20 protein-coding genes are annotated in these 19,334 nt (G+C 71.1%); 12 read left to right on the top strand and 8 right to left on the bottom strand.

Going from position 1 to position 19,334, the window contains the following annotated elements:
• Nucleotides 1-243: 243 nt before the first annotated feature.
• Entirely contained in the window at nt 244-1,125 is an 882-nt protein-coding gene (locus tag ACWEFL_RS02075) for a transglutaminase-like domain-containing protein (protein WP_451706026.1), read from the bottom strand.
• Between the two features lie 36 nt (nt 1,126-1,161).
• On the bottom strand, nt 1,162-2,217 hold the full coding sequence (locus ACWEFL_RS02070) for a GNAT family N-acetyltransferase (RefSeq protein WP_451706024.1): 1,056 nt from the start codon (nt 2,215-2,217) through the stop codon (nt 1,162-1,164).
• A 114-nt stretch (nt 2,218-2,331) separates the two neighbouring features.
• Here ACWEFL_RS02070 and fdxA point away from each other — a divergent pair, with 114 nt between their 5' ends.
• Nucleotides 2,332-2,652, top strand: a complete 321-nt coding sequence (fdxA, locus tag ACWEFL_RS02065; RefSeq protein WP_451706021.1) for a ferredoxin — start codon at nt 2,332-2,334, stop codon at nt 2,650-2,652.
• Between the two features lie 199 nt (nt 2,653-2,851).
• Entirely contained in the window at nt 2,852-3,946 is a 1,095-nt protein-coding gene (gene dapC / locus ACWEFL_RS02060; RefSeq protein ID WP_451706018.1) for a succinyldiaminopimelate transaminase, read from the top strand.
• Nucleotides 3,947-4,052: 106 nt separating this feature from the next.
• Here the strand turns inward: dapC and ACWEFL_RS02055 are convergent, their stop codons facing one another.
• On the bottom strand, nt 4,053-4,511 hold the full coding sequence (locus ACWEFL_RS02055; RefSeq protein ID WP_451706016.1) for an ATP-binding protein: 459 nt from the start codon (nt 4,509-4,511) through the stop codon (nt 4,053-4,055).
• A 296-nt stretch (nt 4,512-4,807) separates the two neighbouring features.
• The gene (locus ACWEFL_RS02050; protein WP_451706013.1) at nt 4,808-5,785 is read right to left on the bottom strand and encodes a hypothetical protein; all 978 of its coding nucleotides are present in this window, start codon (nt 5,783-5,785) and stop codon (nt 4,808-4,810) included.
• 254 nt (nt 5,786-6,039) lie between these two features.
• Here ACWEFL_RS02050 and dapE point away from each other — a divergent pair, with 254 nt between their 5' ends.
• Entirely contained in the window at nt 6,040-7,119 is a 1,080-nt protein-coding gene (gene dapE, locus ACWEFL_RS02045) for a succinyl-diaminopimelate desuccinylase (RefSeq protein WP_451706011.1), read from the top strand.
• Between the two features lie 71 nt (nt 7,120-7,190).
• The gene (locus ACWEFL_RS02040; protein ID WP_451706009.1) at nt 7,191-7,940 is read left to right on the top strand and encodes an LOG family protein; all 750 of its coding nucleotides are present in this window, start codon (nt 7,191-7,193) and stop codon (nt 7,938-7,940) included.
• Nucleotides 7,941-8,118: 178 nt separating this feature from the next.
• Here ACWEFL_RS02040 and folP read toward each other — a convergent pair whose 3' ends face one another.
• Entirely contained in the window at nt 8,119-8,979 is an 861-nt protein-coding gene (folP, locus tag ACWEFL_RS02035) for a dihydropteroate synthase (RefSeq protein WP_451706006.1), read from the bottom strand.
• A 99-nt stretch (nt 8,980-9,078) separates the two neighbouring features.
• Between folP and ACWEFL_RS02030 the strand changes: the two genes are divergently transcribed.
• On the top strand, nt 9,079-9,432 hold the full coding sequence (locus ACWEFL_RS02030) for a DivIVA domain-containing protein (protein ID WP_451706004.1): 354 nt from the start codon (nt 9,079-9,081) through the stop codon (nt 9,430-9,432).
• Nucleotides 9,429-10,022, top strand: a complete 594-nt coding sequence (locus tag ACWEFL_RS02025; protein ID WP_451706001.1) for a DNA-3-methyladenine glycosylase I — start codon at nt 9,429-9,431, stop codon at nt 10,020-10,022. Before ACWEFL_RS02030 ends, ACWEFL_RS02025 begins: the two co-directional genes overlap by 4 nt.
• A gap of 144 nt (nt 10,023-10,166) precedes the next feature.
• Here the strand turns inward: ACWEFL_RS02025 and chcB are convergent, their stop codons facing one another.
• On the bottom strand, nt 10,167-10,967 hold the full coding sequence (chcB, locus tag ACWEFL_RS02020; protein ID WP_451705998.1) for a 2-cyclohexenylcarbonyl CoA isomerase: 801 nt from the start codon (nt 10,965-10,967) through the stop codon (nt 10,167-10,169).
• A gap of 312 nt (nt 10,968-11,279) precedes the next feature.
• On the opposite strand from chcB, the gene ACWEFL_RS02015 reads away from it, so the two are divergent.
• A complete protein-coding gene (locus ACWEFL_RS02015) occupies nt 11,280-11,447 on the top strand; it encodes a DUF3117 domain-containing protein (protein WP_003966491.1) in 168 nt (55 codons plus the stop codon).
• A 263-nt stretch (nt 11,448-11,710) separates the two neighbouring features.
• On the opposite strand, the gene ACWEFL_RS02010 is transcribed toward ACWEFL_RS02015, so the two are convergent.
• Nucleotides 11,711-12,412 (bottom strand): O-methyltransferase, encoded by a 702-nt coding sequence (locus ACWEFL_RS02010; protein ID WP_451706191.1) that lies wholly within the window; start codon nt 12,410-12,412, stop codon nt 11,711-11,713.
• A gap of 119 nt (nt 12,413-12,531) precedes the next feature.
• On the opposite strand from ACWEFL_RS02010, the gene sigE reads away from it, so the two are divergent.
• From sigE to ACWEFL_RS01985, 5 genes are all read left to right on the top strand, one after another.
• The gene (gene sigE, locus ACWEFL_RS02005; protein WP_451706188.1) at nt 12,532-13,302 is read left to right on the top strand and encodes an RNA polymerase sigma factor SigE; all 771 of its coding nucleotides are present in this window, start codon (nt 12,532-12,534) and stop codon (nt 13,300-13,302) included.
• The gene (locus ACWEFL_RS02000; protein ID WP_451705995.1) at nt 13,299-14,363 is read left to right on the top strand and encodes an anti-sigma factor family protein; all 1,065 of its coding nucleotides are present in this window, start codon (nt 13,299-13,301) and stop codon (nt 14,361-14,363) included. Before sigE ends, ACWEFL_RS02000 begins: the two co-directional genes overlap by 4 nt.
• Before the next feature lie 90 nt (nt 14,364-14,453).
• On the top strand, nt 14,454-16,457 hold the full coding sequence (locus ACWEFL_RS01995) for a trypsin-like peptidase domain-containing protein (RefSeq protein ID WP_451705992.1): 2,004 nt from the start codon (nt 14,454-14,456) through the stop codon (nt 16,455-16,457).
• A gap of 156 nt (nt 16,458-16,613) precedes the next feature.
• Nucleotides 16,614-17,060, top strand: coding sequence for a sec-independent translocase (locus tag ACWEFL_RS01990; RefSeq protein ID WP_451705989.1), 447 nt, complete (start codon nt 16,614-16,616; stop codon nt 17,058-17,060).
• A gap of 156 nt (nt 17,061-17,216) precedes the next feature.
• Nucleotides 17,217-17,903, top strand: coding sequence for a hypothetical protein (locus ACWEFL_RS01985; protein WP_451705986.1), 687 nt, complete (start codon nt 17,217-17,219; stop codon nt 17,901-17,903).
• 278 nt (nt 17,904-18,181) lie between these two features.
• Here ACWEFL_RS01985 and ACWEFL_RS01980 read toward each other — a convergent pair whose 3' ends face one another.
• Nucleotides 18,182-19,315, bottom strand: a complete 1,134-nt coding sequence (locus ACWEFL_RS01980; protein WP_451705983.1) for an Mrp/NBP35 family ATP-binding protein — start codon at nt 19,313-19,315, stop codon at nt 18,182-18,184.
• Nucleotides 19,316-19,334 lie beyond the last annotated feature (19 nt).

Below are 19,334 nucleotides of genomic sequence, written 5' to 3'. Positions count from 1 at the left end.
GTCACCTGGCGTTCCTCCCGGCCCCCTCGCCACTCTTCCCGTCTTCCCGCAGTCCGCCAGGGTGGAGCCCGTACGCATCGGCGGCCTCGGCGACGGAACACCGACCCTCCGGTACCGGTGTCTCGCACCGTCCAGCCAGTGATCCCGCTCCGGCCGAGACCGGGACGGGGAAGGGGGCCGAGACAAGGACCGAGCCGAAGCCGCGCCCACGCCGTGTACGGCACGCCGCAGCGCGCCCCCCGATCAGTTCAGCATCGCCCGCGCCGCCCGCGCCCGCCCCCTGATCGCCTCCGCCGTCGCCGGCTCGACCGCCGCCACCACCTCCGCGTACGCGTCCAGCTCCGCCGCCCCGGCGAGGAAGTCGCCGCGCTGTACGAGCAGTTGAGCCCGCTCATAGCGCAGCCGCGCCGGATGGGAGGGCAGTAGCAGGGACAGCTCGACCGCCCACAGCGCGACGGCCGACTGCTCGGGGCGGGCCGCGGCCCAGGCGCGGATGTTGTTCAGGATCCGTACCACCACCTCCAGCGGAGCCGCGGGCTTCAGCATCGACGGATCCAGCGGCGCGCCCGTCGCACCCGCCACCATCAGCGCCGCGTCGGACCCGGTCAGCACCCGCCCGCCCGCGAAGGGATCCGCGAGCACCTGCCCACCGGACGCGTCACCGGGCTCGCCGGGTTCGCCGGGTTCGTCATCGGCCCCAGGCGGGTCGCCGAACCCGACGACGAAATGACCCGGCAGCGCCACCCCGTACACGGGCGCACCCGCCCGTCTGGCCACCTCCACCCAGACCACCGACAGCAGGATGGGCAGTCCCCGGCGGCGGTGCAGCACCTCGTGCAGCAGCGAGGACTCAAGACGCTGGTAGTCGCCCGCGGTCCCGTGGAAGCCGCAGCGGTCGCCGAGCAGATCCGCCAGCGCCGCCGCCCAGGCGCGCGGGCTCCGCAGTCCGTACGGAAGCAGCCCGGCGAGGCGGTCCAGCTCGATCTGGGCCGCGTCCACCCCCGCGTCGTCCAGACCCGGATCCGCCACCGCGCCCATCAGCAGACAGAGCAGCGAGAGATCGGGCCGCTCGGAACGGGCCTCCTCCGCGAACCGGTTCCTGGGGTCCGCTGATTCGTCGTGCATACGCCACTCGTACCCGTCCGTCCGTGCCCAGTCCACTCATTCCGCCGTCCGCGCCGCCGCCGGTTCACCCCCGTGGTCCGGTTCGTTCGGTTCCGCCCGGTAGTGGTGGTAGCTGTGGTGGGTGGTGAAGCCCATACCCCCGTACAGCGCACCCGCCTCCCGGTTCTCCGCCTCCACCTGAAGCCAGGCCGCCGACGCGCCCTCCTCCAGAGCCCGCCGCGCCAGCGCGGTCATCACCGCCGTGGCCAGGCCCTGCCGGCGGTACGCCGGATCCACCTCCACCGTCATGAACCCGGCCCAGCGCCCGTCCACCACACAACGCCCGATCGCCGCGGGCACCTCACCGGTGCCCGGCACCGAGGCGAACCACACGGAAGGCCCGCTTCCCAGCACCTTCAGCACATGCGGCCCCGGCTCCCCGGACCGCTGGTACCGCAGCAGCCAGCCCCGCCCCAGCTCGTCGAAGGAACGCCCCAGCGCCACCCGTGCCACGTCCGCGTCCAGATCGGCGACGGGCGCCAGGCCCCCGATCCGCACCTCCGCCGAGACCTCACGCGTCCAGCGGCGCGACTCCAGCTCCGCGCAGAGCAGTTCCTGGGTGCCCGCCGCGCCGGTCGCCGCCTGCACATACGCGGGCAGGGAGCGTTCCCCGTACCACATCCGCACCCGGGCGAGGGCCTCGTCCAGCGGCAGCCCCGGATCGCCGAGCGGCAGCACGGAGTTCGCCCGCCGGGTGAATCCGGCGGAGGCCCGTAGCTCCCAGTCCCCGAGCCGCTCGCTCTCCACCGGCTGCCAGGCACGTGCCATCACTCTCGCGAGTTCCCCGAAACCCGCCGCCGGACCCCGGCGGCGGGCCGGCGCGGCGGGCACCACCTTGCCCGCGACCAGCGACGATTCCGCGATACGGACGGTCTCCCCGGTGCGGCGCGTGATCAACAGCACACCTTTGTCCCAGGATGTGAGAACTCCGACCGTGTCGGTGAACTTCTCGCTTCCGCCCCCTGGGTCGGCAAGACGTCGGATTGATACCCGTTTACCCACATCAAGGGGTGTAATACGGACGTCAAGGCGTCCGGCACCGGTGAATTCCACAGCTCTGCGAGCCCCTCATGTTCGGATCGTCTCCAGGAACGGAGATACTAGGGGCGGGCATCGACGACGCCGCGCTCCCGCGCAATGCCAGCCCTACCGAGGAGGAACGACAGCGTGACCTACGTCATCGCGCAGCCTTGTGTCGACGTCAAGGACAAGGCGTGCATCGAGGAGTGCCCCGTCGACTGCATCTACGAGGGCGCCCGGTCCTTGTACATCCACCCGGACGAATGCGTCGACTGCGGGGCCTGTGAGCCCGTCTGCCCCGTCGAGGCGATCTTCTACGAGGACGACACCCCGGAGGAGTGGAAGGACTACTACAAGGCGAACGTCGAGTTCTTCGATGAGCTGGGCTCGCCCGGTGGCGCCTCCAAGCTCGGGCTTATCGAGCGGGACCACCCCTTCGTCGCCGGACTGCCGCCGCAGAACCAGTAGGCGGCCGGACGGCCGAGCATTCCCGGTCCCGTGCGGTCGTCGTCCGTACGGGACCGAGGCGTTTTCCCGCCCGCCTCGCGCGCCGTTTCCCCCGTTTCCCGTTCTTCCGGTCCGTCCGTCCCCTCAGCCCTCGCTGTCCTCGCTGTCCCCGCTGTCCAATCCTGTTCCAGCTCTCTCACGTACCAGAAAGAGAAAGCCCGTGTCCGCAGTCTCTTCGCGCCTTCCCGTCTTTCCCTGGGACAAGCTGGAGCCGTACAAGGCGACGGCCGCGGCCCACTCCGACGGTCTGGTGGACCTCTCCGTGGGCACCCCGGTCGACCCCGTTCCCGACGTGATCCAGCAGGCCCTCGTCGAGGCCGCCGACTCTCCGGGCTACCCGACGGTCTGGGGGACCCTCGCACTGCGGAACGCCCTCACCGCGTGGGTGGAGCGGCGGCTCGGCGCGGTCGACGTCGCGCACACCAACGTCCTGCCCGTCGTCGGCTCCAAGGAACTGGTCGCCTGGCTGCCGACCCAGCTCGGCCTCGGCGCGGGCGACCGGGTCGCCTATCCGCGCCTCGCCTATCCGACGTACGAGGTCGGCGCACGGCTCTGCGGAGCGACCCCCGTCGACTACGACGACCCCACCGCGCTGGACCCGGCCGGGCTGAAGCTGCTCTGGCTCAACTCGCCCTCCAACCCCACCGGGCGCGTACTCGCCAAGGACGAGCTGATCCGTACCGTCGCCTGGGCGCGTGAGCACGGCGTGCTGATCTTCAGCGACGAGTGCTATCTGGAGCTGGGCTGGGAGGCCGAACCGGTCTCGGTGCTCCATCCCGACGTCTGCGGCGGCACATACGAGGGCCTCGTCGCCGTCCACTCGCTCTCCAAGCGCTCCAATCTGGCCGGCTACCGTGCCGCGTTCATCGCCGGTGACGAAGCCGTGCTGGGCGAACTGCTCCAGATCCGCAAGCACGGCGGAATGATGACTCCGGCCCCGGTGCAGGCGGCGACCGTCGCGGCCCTGGGCGACGACGCCCATGTCATGGAGCAGCGGGCCCGTTACGCCGCCCGGCGCACCGCGCTGCGCACCGCCCTCCAGGGGCACGGCTTCCGGATCGAGCACAGCGAGGCGAGCCTCTACCTCTGGGCGACGCGCGACGAACCCTGCTGGGACACGGTGGCGCATCTGGCGGAGCTGGGCATTCTGGTCGCGCCCGGCGACTTCTACGGGACGGCCGGGGAGCGGTTCGTCCGGGTGGCGTTCACGGCGACGGACGAGCGGGTCGAGGCGGCTGTGAAGCGTCTCGGCTGAGCGGACGTACGCCAAGGGCCCCGGGAGCGGAGAAGCTCCCGGGGCCCTTGGCGTCACCGTACGGTCATCGGCCCGGCTGGTCCGGCGGCCAGCCGGAGGCTGTGGGCTAACCGAGCGGCAGGCCCTTCGTGGGCAGCTGGCCGGTGGGGAGGCCGCCGCCGAGCGAGTCGGTCGGCAGGCCGCCGGCGGGTGTGCCGAGGGACTCGGTCGCGGTGCCCGCGGTCTCGCCGAGGACGTTGCCCGCGCTGCCCGTCGCCTCACCGGCGACCTGCTGGGCGGCGGGGGCCGCCGTCCTGCCCGCGCCGCCGACGGCCTTGCTCGCGGCGGGGACGGTCTGCTTCACGGCGTTGCCCCCGGTGTCGCCGGCCAGTTCGGAGGAGTTCTGTGCGGCGCCGTCGACGGTGTCGCTCAGCCCGCCCGCGTCGAGCGCGGTCAGCCCGCCGAGCGGGTTGGCCTGCTGGAGGTCCACGGCGCTTGCGGAGCCGGCCGCACCGACCACGGGAGCGGCACCCGCCGCGATGAGCAGCGCGGCACGGGCGATCCGACGGGTCAGGGGGAGGGACATGATGCTCCTTGAGACGAGAAGACGTTGTCGTGTCCATCGGCGTCTGACCTCCGGACGCAGTGACAACCGCTCGGAGGGTGGGGGAAGTTGCGGTGCCCCGAGGTAAAGAATGCGCAATGCGTCGCATTATCGGTTCGGGACAAAGGCGGATGATCGCCACACCGCCTTGACCTGAGCCGAACCGTCACTTCCCTTTGCTCGCAGGGGATCCGACGATCAGGGCGCGATCGGGTGCCACCATCGGGCGAGGCATTCGGGTGATGTCGGGGAACACTCCTCGCGGGGGAGCGCTCGTATCAGCGTGCGAGCCGGATCCGAACCTCGGCGAGGGGGGACCCGACCGCGGGGACCGTGGAACCGGCCGCGGTCATCGTGTCCGTGGGGTCCTCCGTGCCCTGCACATACCAGCCCTTGATGGATTTCTTGGCGTTCCAGACCCGGCCCTCGTACGACACCTCCTCGATCCGCAGCCCCTCCGCGCGTGCGACCGCCCAGTGGGCCAGCTCCCAGCCGCGTTTCCCGCCGGGGTCGCCGGTCACCGGCACGGACACCTCCAGCGTCTTCGCCGCTCCGGGGTCCTGCGCCGCCCCGGGGTCCTGCGGCGCCCCGGCCGCCTTGGGCAGCACTCCGGGCCCGAACGCCCGTACCAGCTCGGCCCGTACCTTCGCCGGATCGCCCGCCTTCTCCACCCCGCTGCCCGGAGTGCAGGTCAGCGCGGCGTCCGCCCGCCCCGTGAGCGCGGCGGCCAGCAGAGTCGCGTTCGGCTCGTGCTTGGCGTACGCCTGCGGGAAGCCGCTGCGCTGTACGCGCTGGGCGGCCACGGTCAGCGGCAGTCGCGAGTAGCCGGGAACCTCGGCGAGATGCTCGTAGAACTTCCCCGCCGAGTACACCGGGTCGAGGATCTGCGACGGCGTGCCCCAGCCCTTCGAGGGCCGCTGCTGGAACAGACCGAGCGAATCCCGGTCCCCGTGGTCGATGTTGCGCAGCGCCGACTCCTGGAGAGCCGTCGCCAGCGCGATGGTGACGGCGCGTTCCGGCAGCCCGCGCGTGGTGCCCACGGCGGAGATCGTCGCGGCGTTCGCGGCCTGCTCGGTGCTGAGTTCGTACGTCGGGCCGTCCTCGCCCGACATCGCGCGAACCGTGCAACCGGGGGCCGCGGAACGGGTGACGTAATGCACCGCGACATAGCCGGTCAGAGCGAGCAGCACAGCGAACGCGGTCGTGACACGCGGGGAGCGACGGCCGCGCCGGACGGGGGAGGACGTCTCGGACACAAGTCCACCGTACTAGGGCCCCTCGTTCGGATCAGGCCGGGTTCGCACGCCTTCGGCGGCGGGTCCTTTTACGGGACGGCTCTTACCCGGAGCCTCTGCTCAGGTCGTTCACGTAACCCATGAACCGGATTCGCCGAACCGAATTCGCTGAAGTGGGGTCCCTGAAACCTTCCATGTCCCGAGCCGTTCCCTCAGCCCGGCTCCCGGACGGCCGGGCCCGGTGGGCGCGCAGGGGACCGCGCTAAGGTCGACGCATGTCCGACACCGCGCTTGACCTCACACTCGACGCTCCGGCACTCACCGCGGCCCTGGTCGACTTCCCCTCCGTCAGCGGAGACGAGAAGCCCCTCGCGGACGCGATCGAGCGGGCCCTGCGCGGACTGCCCCATCTCACGGTCGACCGGCACGGCAACAACGTCGTCGCCCGCACTCACCTCGGACACGGTGAGCGGGTCATTCTCGCGGGGCACATCGACACGGTCCCGATCGCGGACAACCTCCCCTCGCGGCTCGACGACGACGGGGTGCTGTGGGGCTGCGGCACCAGCGACATGAAGTCGGGCGTCGCCCTGCAACTGCGTATCGCCCGGACGGTTCCCGCCCCCAACCGCGACATCACCTTCGTCTTCTACGACAACGAGGAGGTCGCCGCCCACCTCAACGGCCTCGGACACGTCGCCGAAGCACACCCCGAGTGGCTGGCGGGCGACTTCGCCGTCCTCCTCGAACCCTCGGACGCCGAGGTCGAGGGCGGCTGCCAGGGCACGCTCCGGGTCCATCTGCGGACGGCGGGGGAGCGGGCCCACTCCGCCCGCGGCTGGATGGGCTCCAACGCGATCCACGCCGCCGCCCCGATCCTCGCCCGCCTCGCCGCGTACGAGCCGCGCCGTCCGGTGATCGACGGCCTCGAATACCGTGAGGGCCTGAACGCCGTAGGGATCGAGGGCGGCGTCGCCAACAACGTCATCCCGGACGCGTGCACGGTCGTCGTCAACTACCGATACGCGCCCGACCGCACCGAGGACGAGGCCGTGGCCCATGTCCGCGAGGTCTTCGCCGACTGCGGTGTCGCCGAGTTCGTGGTCGACGACCACACCGGCGGCGCGCTGCCCGGCCTCTCCCACCCCGCCGCGGCGGCCTTCATGAAGGCCGTGGGCGGAAGTGCCCGGCCGAAGTTCGGCTGGACCGACGTCTCGCGCTTCAGCGCGCTCGGAGTGCCCGCCGTGAATTACGGCCCCGGCGACGCGCTCTATGCCCACAAGAGGGACGAACATGTCGCGATCGCCAAGATCACACACTGTGAGCAGCGTTTGCGGGAGTGGCTGACGTCCTGAATTTCCTTCCTTGTCGCCTTCGCCGTCCTACTCTGGCTTCCAGCAATGATGATCGGCGGAGGGAGCAGGCCATGGGCAACCCCGAGGGTTCGCGGGCGCCGGCGGAGCAGCGGCAGGGACCGGTACTACGCCGCAGGGACCAGGTTCAGCCCGGTACGACCGACCAGCGGCTGCTGGACACCGAGGGTGACTCCGAGTGGGTGCACACCGATCCCTGGCGGGTCATGCGCATCCAGTCCGAGTTCGTGGAGGGGTTCGGGGCGCTCGCGGAGCTGCCGAGCGCGATCAGCGTCTTCGGCTCGGCGCGTACCGTCGCCGGCACACCCGAGTACGAGGCGGGCATCCGCATCGGCAAAGCCCTGGTCGGCGCCGGTTTCGCGGTGATCACGGGCGGTGGTCCCGGTGCGATGGAGGCGGCGAACCGCGGGGCGCGGGAGGCGGGCGGGATCTCCGTCGGCCTCGGTATCGAGCTGCCCTTCGAGCAGGGGCTCAATCAGCATGTCGACATCGGTGTCAACTTCCGCTACTTCTTCGTCCGCAAGACGATGTTCGTGAAGTACGCCTCCGGTTTCGTCGTCCTGCCGGGCGGCCTCGGCACCCTCGACGAGCTCTTCGAGGCGTTGACGCTCGTTCAGACGGGCAAGGTGACGCGCTTCCCGATCGTGCTCTTCGGCACGGAGTACTGGGGCGGGCTCGTGGACTGGCTGCGGGGCACGGTCATCGGCCAGGGCAAGGCGTCGCAGAAGGACCTGCTGCTGTTCCACGTGACGGACGACGTGGAGGAGGCCGTGGCCCTCGTGACAAAGGAGACGAGCCGCTGACGCGGTGACCGGGGGACCTCCGCTTCTTCCGCTGTCCGCGGGTCGACGTTCGTGAGGTACGCCTCCGGTCTCGTCGTCCTGCCGGGCGCGGGCCCGGCCGCGGGCGACCGGGCCGTGGCCCCGGCGGACGGCGACCGGAACATAGTCCCGGCTCCGGCTCCGGCTCCGGCGGACGGTGTCACACCAGCCCCCGCCGGGCCACCGTCGGTGGCCGTCGGCCCGCGATCGTGGCGACCATGTCCAGGACCTGCCGCGTCTCCGACACCTCGTGGACGCGGTAGACCTGCGCCCCCAGCCACGCGGACACCGCCGTCGTCGCCAGCGTGCCGATGAGGCGCTCCTTGACGGGGCGGTCGAGCGTCTCGCCGACGAAGTCCTTGTTGGAGAGGGAGACGAGGACCGGCCACCCCGTGTCGACCATCTCCCCGAGGCGGCGCGTCGCCTCCAGTGAGTGGCGGGTGTTCTTCCCGAAGTCATGGCCGGGGTCGATCATGATGCCGTCCCGCCGCACCCCGAGCGCCACCGCCCGCTCGGCGAGCCCGAGCGTCACCCGCAGGATGTCCGCCATGACGTCGTCGTACGTCACCCGGTGCGGCCGGGTCCGCGGCTCCGCGCCGCCCGCGTGGGTGCAGACCAGCCCGGCGCCGTAGCGCGCCGCGACCTCCGCGAGCCTCGGATCGACCCCGCCCCACGCGTCGTTCAGCAGATCCGCGCCCGCTTCGCAGACCGCCTCGCCGACCTCGTGCCGCCAGGTGTCGACGCTGATGACCACGTCGGGGAACCTCCTGCGCACCTCGGCCACGAAGCCGACCGTCCGTCTGGCCTCCTCGGCGGCGGTGACCTCCTCCCCGGGACCGGCTTTCACCCCGCCGATGTCGATGATCGCGGCGCCCTCCGACACCGCCTGCTCGACGCGGTCGAGCGCGGGCGCGTCGAGAAACGTCGAGCCCTGGTCGTAGAAGGAGTCAGGCGTACGGTTCACGATCGCCATGATCACCGGCTCGTGCGCGTCGAATTCGCGCCTTCCCAGCCGCAGCATCAGGGGTTTTCCTCTCGGGTCGTCCGGCTGCGACCCTAACTGTCACACCGGCGTGGCACGATCAGTACGGGATTGTTTTCCGCTCCGGGAGGGTCGCTCGTGTTCTTGTTCTTGCTGATCGCGATGGTCGTGGTCGTCGGAGCGGTCACGCTCGCCGTGGTCGGCGGCGGCGACAGCGCGGCCCTCCCCGAGGCCGCGCCCGAACAGCTGGTGGACCCGCTGCCCCTGACCCGGCCGCTGGGGCGGGCGGATGTGGAGGCGCTGCGGCTGCCGGTGGCCCTGCGGGGCTACCGGATGGCCGACGTGGACGATGTGCTGGGCCGCCTCGGGGCCGAGCTGGCCGAGCGGGACGCCCGTATCGCCGAGCTGGAATCGACGCTGGCCGGTGCGCGGGCCACCGCCGTGAGCAGGGCGGATCTGTTCACCGAACCCGGCGAGGAGCAGGGACGGTGAGCGGGGGGACCGTGGCCGGGCCGGACGGGAAGCTCCGTTGCCCCTGGGGACTGTCCACCGAGGACTACACCGCCTACCACGACGACGAGTGGGGCCGTCCGCTCCACGGGGACGACGTGCTGTTCGAGCGCCTGTGCCTGGAGGCGTTCCAGTCCGGGCTGTCCTGGCTCACGATCCTCCGGAAACGGGAGAGCTTCCGGCGCGCGTTCGCCGATTTCGAGATCGCGTCGGTCGCCGGGTTCACCGACGCCGACAGGGACCGGCTCCTCGCCGACGAAGGCATCGTCCGCAACCGCGCCAAGGTCGACGCGACGCTCGCCAACGCGCGCGTCCTCGCCGACTGGTCGCCCGGCGAGCTGGACGAGCTGATCTGGTCGTACGCGCCCAAGGCGGCGAGCCGCCCGGCACCGCGGACCGTCGCCGACGTGCCCGCGGTCACCGACGAGTCGACGGCGCTCGCCAAGGACCTCAAGAAGAGAGGGCTGCGCTTCATCGGCCCGACGACCGCGTACGCGCTGATGCAGGCATGCGGCCTGGTCGACGATCACCTCGACGGCTGCGTGGCACGCGGAGCGCCCGCCAAGGTCTGACGCCCGCGCCGACGGGCGGCGGTGTCCCGCGCCGGCGGGCGGCAGGTGAAGCGCCGCCGGTGACCGAGGGCGCGGGGACCCGGGCGGAGCCCCGGAGGCACCGCACCAGGTTCCGCGGCGGACCCCCGCCGGGCCCGGTCGCCGCTATCGGCCGAGATACTTCGGCTTCTCCTTCGCGATGAACGCCTGGACCGCGATCTCGTGATCCTCGGAGACCCCTGCCCGCCCCTGCAGCTCGTCCTCCTTGTCCAGCGTCTCGTCCAGCGAGTGCGCGGCCCCGAAGGCGAGCGACTCCTTGATCGCCGCGTAGGCGACGGTCGGGCCCTCGGCCAGCGAGCGGGCCACCGCGGCGGCCTGCGCGGCCAGCTCGTCGGCCGGGACCACCTTGTTGACGAGGCCCAGGTCGTACGCCTCCTGCGCCGAGAACGAACGCGGGAAGAGCAGCAGGTCCGCGGCGCGGCTCGGGCCGATCAGCCGGGGGAGCGTCCAGGACATCCCGGAGTCGGCGGTGAGCGCCACACCCGCGAACGCGGTCGTGAACGTGGCGTTGTCGGCGACGACCCGGTAGTCCGCGGCGAGGGCGAAGCCGAGGCCCGCGCCCGCGGCGACCCCGTTGACCCCGGCGACGACCGGCTTCGGCATCCCGGCGAGGGCCCGGACGATGGGGTTGTAGTGATCCCGCACGGTTCTCAGGGGGTCGCCGTCGCCGGCCGCCTTGCTCTGCGCGAGCTGCGCGATGTGCTCCTTGAGATCCTGCCCCACGCAGAAGGCGCGCCCGGTCGCCGTGAGCAGTACGGCTCGTACGGCGGTGTCCGCGGCGGCCGTCTGAACCGCCTCCCGGAGTGCGACCTTCGCCCCGGTGTCGAGCGCGTTCATGGCCTCGGGCCGGTTGATCGTGATCGTCGCGAGTCCGTCGCTCACGTCGTACAGCACGGAGTCGGCCATGTCGGGTCCCCTTTGCGGCTCTTCGATGGATGTACCAGCTCAGCATGGCGTAGATCCACGAGGCCGGGCATGTGACCTGGGTCAAAGAATCCGGGCTCGCCGATGTCATGCGAGGCGGCGGAGTATCGCAGCCGGATCGCCGAATTGGGTGGTTTTGGGAAAGCGCGTTGCCTAAGCGATGCCGACTGATGTTGGTCATCGGGTCCTACCATGCGGGATAATGACCTGGAAGCAATGTGTTCGATGCCGGTACGCGTTCCTGTCCAGGGGCCGTCGGCGGACGATGAGCTGGTTTCAGGAAGGGGAACGAGCATGGCGGCCATGAAGCCGCGGACGGGTGACGGCCCGCTCGAGGTGACCAAGGAGGGGCGGGGCATCGTCATGCGCGTTCCGCTCGAAGGCGGCGGTCGGCTCGTCGTCGAGCTGACGCCGGACGAGGCCGACGCGCTTGGCGATGCCCTGAAGAAGGTCGTCGGCTGACGCTGAAGTCACCCTTTACTTCATTTCACTGCCCCGGTACTTCAAGGTGCCGGGGCAGTGACGCATTTCGCGGGACTTCAACGGACTTCCCCGTCGGCGCCCCGCACTTCACGGGAGTCGGCGAGACCTCGGGCCGTCCCAGGGGCATCTCGAGAAGCGGGCGGAACTTCACTTCACAAGATCGCGACCGGCCGCGCCGGACGGTGGTTTGCGTCGCTCCGCAATCCGCCGGCCGCTATCCGGCAGCCGCTATCCACCAGCGGTCATCCGCGGCGGACCGCGCAGAGCAGACCGTCGCCCACCGGCAGCAGCGACGGCAGCAGCTCCCGGCTCTCGCGCACCGCGCGCAGCAGTTCCCGCAGGCGCAGCACCTCCGCGGGCTGGACCGCCGAGTCGACCGTGCGACCGCGAGCGAAAACACCTTCGAAGCAGACCAAACCCCCTGGTCGGAGCAGGCGCAACGATTCAGCGAGACACTCCAGGGACTCCATCCGGTCGCCGTCGCAGAAAACGAGGTCGTAACCGCCGTCCGCCAGCCGCGGAAGCACGTCCAGGGCGCGCCCGGGAATGAAACGCGCCCGGTTTCCCGTGAAGCCCGCCTCCCGGAACGCCTGCCGGGCGAACTGCTGCCGCTCGGGCTCGGGATCCACGGTGGTCAGCACCCCGTCGGGCCGCATGCCCTGCAGCAGATAGATCCCCGAGACCCCGGTGCCCGTACCGATCTCCGCCACGGCCTTCGCGTCCGCGGTGGCGGCCAGCAGTCGCAGCGCGGCGCCGGTGCCTGGCGACACCGAGGGGACACCCGACTCCCGGGCCCGGTCACGGGCCCAGCGCAGCGCGTCGTCCTCGGCGACAAAGGCGTCGGCGAACGCCCAGCTTGTCTGCCGATTTGCGGTAATGAGCCTCTCCTGTCCCCGTAGTTGGACGCGACGTCGACTGTATCCGCTGTGCTCGGGAACCCGCAGATGGGACCGTGCGTTAAAGGCAAAGGAGGGGAACAGCGGGGGAGTGCATGGATCAGGGCCGTAAGCAGCATCCAAATTCGCGTAAAGATTCTTATCCGGAGCTAACGGGCGAGGTGGCTATGGTAGGGGCTCCGCTGGACACCACCAGAGCCGACAGGGGAGGTGCGGCTGCACCCGCGGATCGGAGAGGAGTGCTGAGGCGCTTCCTCAGGTCACCGGGTGAGCCGAAATCCGTGACCGACATTGCTGACCGTTCCCCCGCCCCCGACTCCGCAGCTACCGCGACGTTCGCATCGGATGCGGAATCGCAGGCGTGGACACCCCCTTCATGGGAGGAGATCGTCAGCACGCACAGCGGCCGCGTCTACCGTCTCGCGTACCGCCTCACCGGCAATCAGCATGACGCCGAGGATCTCACGCAGGAGGTCTTCGTCCGCGTGTTCCGCTCGCTGTCGACCTACACGCCGGGGACCTTCGAGGGCTGGCTGCACCGCATCACCACCAATCTCTTCCTGGACATGGTCCGCAGGAAGCAGCGCATCCGATTCGACTCCCTGGGCGATGACGCGGCCGAGCGGCTGCCCAGCCGTGAGCCGTCTCCGCAGCAGGTGTTCAACGACACCCATTTCGACGCCGATGTGCAGCAGGCGCTGGACACCCTCGCGCCGGAGTTCCGTGCCGCCGTGGTCCTCTGTGACATCGAGGGTCTTTCGTACGAGGAGATCGCCGCGACTCTCGGTGTCAAGCTCGGCACGGTGCGCAGCCGTATTCACCGTGGCCGGTCCCATCTGCGCAAGGCGCTGCAGCACCGTTCTCCGGAGGCCCGTGCCGAGCAGCAGCGGATGCTGGCGGGCGCGGTCGGACTGGCAGGGGAGGGTGGACTGGCGTGAGCGGCTCAAGCCCGACATCCCCGACCCCCGCCGAGCAGCATCTGGGGGATCGGCTCGCCGCCCTGGTCGACGGTGAGCTGACGCATGACGCCCGCGACCGGGTGCTCGCGCATCTGGCGACCTGTCCCAGGTGCAAGGCCGAGGCCGACGCCCAGCGCAGACTCAAGGACGTCTTCGCCCGTACCGCGCCGCCGCCGCCTTCCGAAGGGCTGCTCGCGCGGCTCCAGGGGCTGCCCGCGGGGCCGGGGCTGGTCTCCGGAGGGGATGACGACGGCCGCGGGGGGCCCTTCGACGGGGGGCGGGTCACCGATGCCGTCTTCGGAGCGCTGAGCCCCTCGGCGGGAAGATCCGGCGACCCTCGCCCGGAGCTGTTCGGATACGTTCCGGGCCGCTGGGGCCACCGCCCCGGCGCGGCGCTGGGAACCGGCGACGGCACCTCGGTGCTGCCGGGCGCTTCGGGTGGTTCGGGTGGTTTCCGTATCCATGAGGTAGGTCGTCAGGAGGCCGAGCGCTCGCCCTGGCGGGGCCGCCGGTTCGCCTTCGCCGCCGCCAGCGCCGTCTCGTTCGCCGCGATCGCCCTCGGCGGTGCGCTCCCCGTGGACTCCTCGGTGCAGCCGACCGCCCGGGGGGCGAACTCGGGGAACAGCAGTGCTCCCGCGCGCGCCGCCGCCACGACGGGAACGGCGAGCGGGAGCGCCGGGACGGGTTTCGGTATCGGTTCCTCGGCCACCACCGCGAGGAGTGGCGCCTCGTCCACCACCGCGAGGAGCACGGAGTACGAGCGCCGCCGCAGCGGAGGCAACAGCCCCACCAGGTCGGACGGCAGGCCCTTCGGCCTTTCCGAGCCCGCTCTGGGGGTCACGCAGGCCCCGCTGAACCTCGCCGCCCAGTCCGCCCCCGCGGTGATCGAGTCCGGTTTCACCCCTCCGCCGCTGATACGTCCCGCGGGCTCGGTCTTCCAGCTCGCGACCGCCCCCGGTCTCACCCCTTCGGCGACATCCGCCCCCTCGCACCTCCTCGCTCCGCCGCAGCACGTTTTCCCCGGCGTGTCCCAGCGCTGACAGCCCTGCGCGGAGATTCGCAAACCTGGTTGAATCTCTGACAGGGCGCACGCAGGGGTGCGCGCCGGGTCGGCAGTCTGCGGGGAGAGCATGGAAGACGGGAAGTCCACCGGACCGACGGCCAAGTGGTGGAGCCGGCCCGACACGGGCCGTGCGGCGCACCCGGAGCCCGAGGCGCGGCAGCCGGAGCCGGAGCGGTTGCCGGGACCGGTGGTGGATCCCGTGTCCACCGAATCCGCCCGGACCGATGGCATACGGACTGATTCCATACGGACAGATCCCGCGCCGACGGAAACCGCGCCGACGGAACCCGCACCCGTCGATCGTGCGCCCGAGGACCGCGTACCCGTGGGCCCCGCCCCCGTGGACGCCGCCTCCCCGCCGAAACCCGCTTCCGCGACGCCGATGACAGGAACCGATCCCACACCGGAGTCGGGGCCCGCGCACCCGGAGTCCGCCGTCACGGACAGCGCGCCGGGGCCGACGGCCGAGCGGACCGGGCCGGAGCCCCTGCACCCGCCCGACCCGTACGGCACCCCGCCCTACGGCGAACCCGGCCCCTGGGCGCCCGCCCCGCCCGTGGAGCGGCCGGTGCCCACCCCCGCCCAGGGCACCCCCGTACCGCCGCGGCACACCGCGTCCGACGGCAGGGGCCAGGCCACGGACGGCGAGGGATTCGCCCCGCCGCCCGCCTATCCGCCGCAAGCCCTTCAGCCGCACCACCCGCATCAGGCCCCGGAACCGGGTCCCGGTTTCCAGCAGCACGGCCCCGCCCACCACGGAGCCCCGCACGACGGGTCCCCGCACCAGGAGTCCCCGTACGCGGGAGCCCAGCACCCGGCCCAGGGTCAGCATCAGACCCAGGGGCATCAGTGGCCCCAGCCGCAAGGCGGCGAGGCGCCTTCGCCCCAGTGGCCGCGGTACGACCCCTGGGGCGTCCCCGGTGCCGCGCCGCTGACCCAGCCCGGCGAACCCGCGCGCAAGAAGAACAGACGCGGCGCGTTGCTCGCCGCGGCACTGCTGCTGGCCCTCGTCTCCGGCGGCATCGGCGGCGGTGTCGGCTCGTACATCGAACGCAACGGCGGCATCGACCGGATCGAGCTGGACCAGACCCCCCGCGAGAACACCGACCGGGCTCCCGACACGGTCGCCGGCATCGCCGCGAGCGCCCTGCCGAGCGTGGTCACCCTGCATGTCGGCGGCGGCGGTCAGCAAGGCACCGGCACCGGCTTCGTCCTCGACCGACGGGGTCACATACTCACGAACAACCATGTCGTCGATCCGGCCGGCGCCTCCGGCGAGATCTCGGTCACCTTCAGCGGCGGCGAAACCGCCAAGGCGGTCCTCGTCGGCAAGGACAGCGGATACGACCTCGCCGTCGTCAAGGTCTCCGGCGTCTCCGGCCTGACCCCGCTGCCCCTCGGGAACTCCGAGAACGTCCGGGTGGGCGATCCGGTCGTCGCCATCGGCGCGCCCTTCGACCTCCAGAACACCGTCACCTCCGGCATCATCAGCGCCAAGGAGCGCCCCATCACCGCGGGCGGCGAGAAGGGCGACGGCAGCGACGTCAGCTACGTCAACGCGCTCCAGACCGACGCCCCGATCAACCCCGGCAACTCCGGCGGCCCCTTGGTGGACACCAAGGCCCGTGTCATCGGCATCAACAGCGCCATCCGCGCCGCCGACACCGGCGGGGGAACCGACCGCGGCCAGTCCGGTTCCATCGGCCTCGGCTTCGCCATCCCCATCAACCAGGGCAAACGGGTCGCCGAAGAGCTGATCAACACCGGCAAGGCCACCCACCCCGTGATCGGCGTCAGCCTCGACATGAAATACACGGGCGACGGCGCGCGCGTCGGCGACGAGAACAAGGACGGATCCTCGTCCGTCGTCCCCGGTGGGCCCAGCGCGAAGGCCGGTATCCGGCCCGGTGACGTCATCACCGAGGTCGACGGCCAGCGGGTCCACAGCGGCGAGGAGCTGATCGTCAGGATCCGATCCCACCGTCCGGGGGATCAGCTGAAGCTGACCCTCGTCCGGGGCGGCAAGGAACGGACGATGACACTGACCCTCGGCTCGGCGAGCGGAACGTGAGCGGTGAACGCGGACATGAACGATGGATGCACGTTGCATTCAACCTGAGATGACCGGTCACGGGCACGTGACTCGTGGAAGCGGTGGCGGGTACGGTGGATCGGGCCCCGAAACCCATCCGACCGGTGGGCCATGGAGAACACGAGGAGCGGCAGGGTGTTCAACGACATAGGCGCACTGGAGTTGGTGACCATCGTGGTGCTCGCCGTGCTCGTCTTCGGCCCCGAGAAGCTGCCGAAGGTCATCCAGGACGTGACGCGCACCATCCGGAAGATCCGTGAGTTCTCCGACAACGCCAAGAACGACATCCGCAGCGAACTGGGTCCCGAGTTCAAGGACTTCGAATTCGAGGATCTGAACCCCAAGACCTTCATCCGCAAACAGCTCAACGACAACGACGATCTGAGTGAGCTGAGGGAACTCCGGGAGTCTTTCGACCTCAAGAAGGAGATCGCCGAGGTCACGGACGCTGTCAACGGGAAGGATTCCACCCATTCGGTCCCGGCGGCGGTCAAGGGCCCCAGCGGGACGCCCGACCTGCTGAAGAAGCGCGAAAGGGCTGCTCAGGACGAGCGTCCGCCCTTCGACGCGGACGCCACCTGAGCCGGATGCCGAGCCCGGTCGCACACGCCACCCGATAGCGGTCAATCCCTGTGAGCCGGGGCCGGGTGGTTATTCTCTCCATCTGTCCGGACGCGAGGACGCCCGAGGGGGGCGGGTCCGCTCCGGACTTCGGACACAGAGGAGGCGGCCGGGTAGATGGAGACGACCAGTCGAACAGCGGCCCAGAGCACGGTCGACGATTCCCCTGCTCAATCCGCTCGACCCACGAACCAGCACGCCGAGGCGGCGGCCCGGAGCCTGGCCGACGGCTATGCCCGTGCCTCGTTCCCGTGGTACGGGCTGGACGAGGCGTTCACCGGCGCACGCCGGCTGATGCATGTCGGCTCGGCCGCCGACGGCGTCGTTCAGCACGGATCGCTGGGGCACGGCGACGAGCCGTCGATAAGGACGGAGACCACGCCGGTGGAGAAGGAGCGCTTCGCCGTGGTCGTCACCGTCGCCGCGAGCCCCGTCCGCCGCAGTGGTGACGGTACGGGGGTGCTGGAGGCCACCACGGTCTCCTCCGCGGCCTGGCTGGCCGGCTCGGGCCTGCTGGCCCAGACCTGGCCGCCCCAGCTCGACCACTCACTGCGGGACGACTGGCTGGACCAGCAGACGGAGACCGCGTTCGAGCTGGCGGACGATCTCGACGGACCGGCCTGGTCCACGCTCTCCCTGCCGGTCGACGGCGAGCCCACGTCCTTCCACTACCGCGAGTCCGAGTTCGGCTGGGTGCTGGCGGGATCGACACCGGCCGGGGCGCACATCGGGGCGTACGGGCGCGGGATGAGCGCGTACGGGCTGGGTTTCGCGGTGGTCCAGGACCTCGGGTCGTACCGCTGAAGGCCCTACCGCTGAGCGCTGAACCGCCGAGGGCCGTACCGCCACGGACTGCACGGACTGCACGGGCTGCACGGACTGCGGGACGGCTCTGAGTCGTATCGGTACGGAGAAAGGCGCCGCGAGGCACCCCTCGGCACGCCCGGCCGGGACCCACGGCCGGTTCCGCCGCACACCGGCGGCCGGCTGCGGTCACCCGTTCCGCGGGCCGCCGGGAGCGCCGGGAGGCGGGTCCGCGACCGGCCGGGGCACGGAACGGGCGTCCGCGCCCCGCCGGTGTGTCAGAACTTGTTCCTCGGGGTGATCCCGAGGCTCATGCCCGAGAGGCCGCGCTGGCGGCCGCCCAGCTTGCCCGCGATGGCGCGGAGCGCGGAACCGGCGGGGGAGTCGGGGTCGGTCAGGACGACCGGCTTGCCCTCGTCGCCGCCCTCCCTCAGCCGTACGTCGATGGGGATGGACCCCAGCACCGGCACATGCGCGCCCGTCGTCTTCGTGAGGCCCTCCGCGACCCGCTGGCCACCGCCCGTGCCGAAGACGTCGACCATCTCGTCGCAGTGCGGACAGGGCAGCCCCGACATGTTCTCCACGACGCCGACGATCTTCTGATGGGTCTGCACGGCGATCGACCCGGCCCGCTCGGCGACCTCGGCCGCGGCCTGCTGAGGCGTCGTGACGACCAGGATCTCCGCGTTAGGCACGAGCTGCGCCACCGAGATGGCGATATCGCCGGTGCCGGGCGGCAGGTCGAGCAGCAGAATGTCCAGGTCCCCCCAGTACACGTCCGCGAGGAACTGCTGGAGCGCGCGGTGCAGCATCGGGCCGCGCCACACGACCGGCGTGTTGCCCGGAGTGAACATGCCGATCGAGATGACCTTCACACCGTTCGCGGACGGCGGCATGATCATGTTCTCGACCTGGGTGGGAAGGCCGTCCGCGCCGAGCATCCGGGGCACCGAGTGGCCGTAGATGTCCGCGTCGACGACGCCGACCTTCAGTCCGTCGGCCGCCATCGCCACCGCCAGATTGACCGTGACGGACGACTTTCCGACACCGCCCTTGCCGGACGCCACCGCGTACACCCTGGTCAGAGAGCCGGGCTGGGCGAAGGGGACCTCGCGCTCGGCGGTCGTGCCGCGCAGCGACGCCGCCAGATCGCGCCGTTGCTCGTCGCTCATCACGTCGAGCGTGACGTCCACGCGCGTGACGCCGTCGACGCGCGCGACGGCCTCCGTGACACTTTTGGTGATCGTCTCGCGCATCGGACAGCCGGAGACGGTGAGGTAGACGGTGACGGCGACCGCGCCGTCCGTCCCCACCTCGATCGATTTCACCATGCCGAGGTCGGTGATCGGTCGGTTGATCTCGGGGTCGTTCACCGTCGCCAGCGCTTCGAGCACCGCGTCTTCCGTAGCCATACCGACGATGGTACGGCGC

Source organism: Streptomyces sp. NPDC004838 (assembly GCF_053600955.1).
The sequence above is the reverse complement of the archived record's forward strand: the minus strand, read 5'-3'. Positions and strand labels throughout refer to the sequence as shown.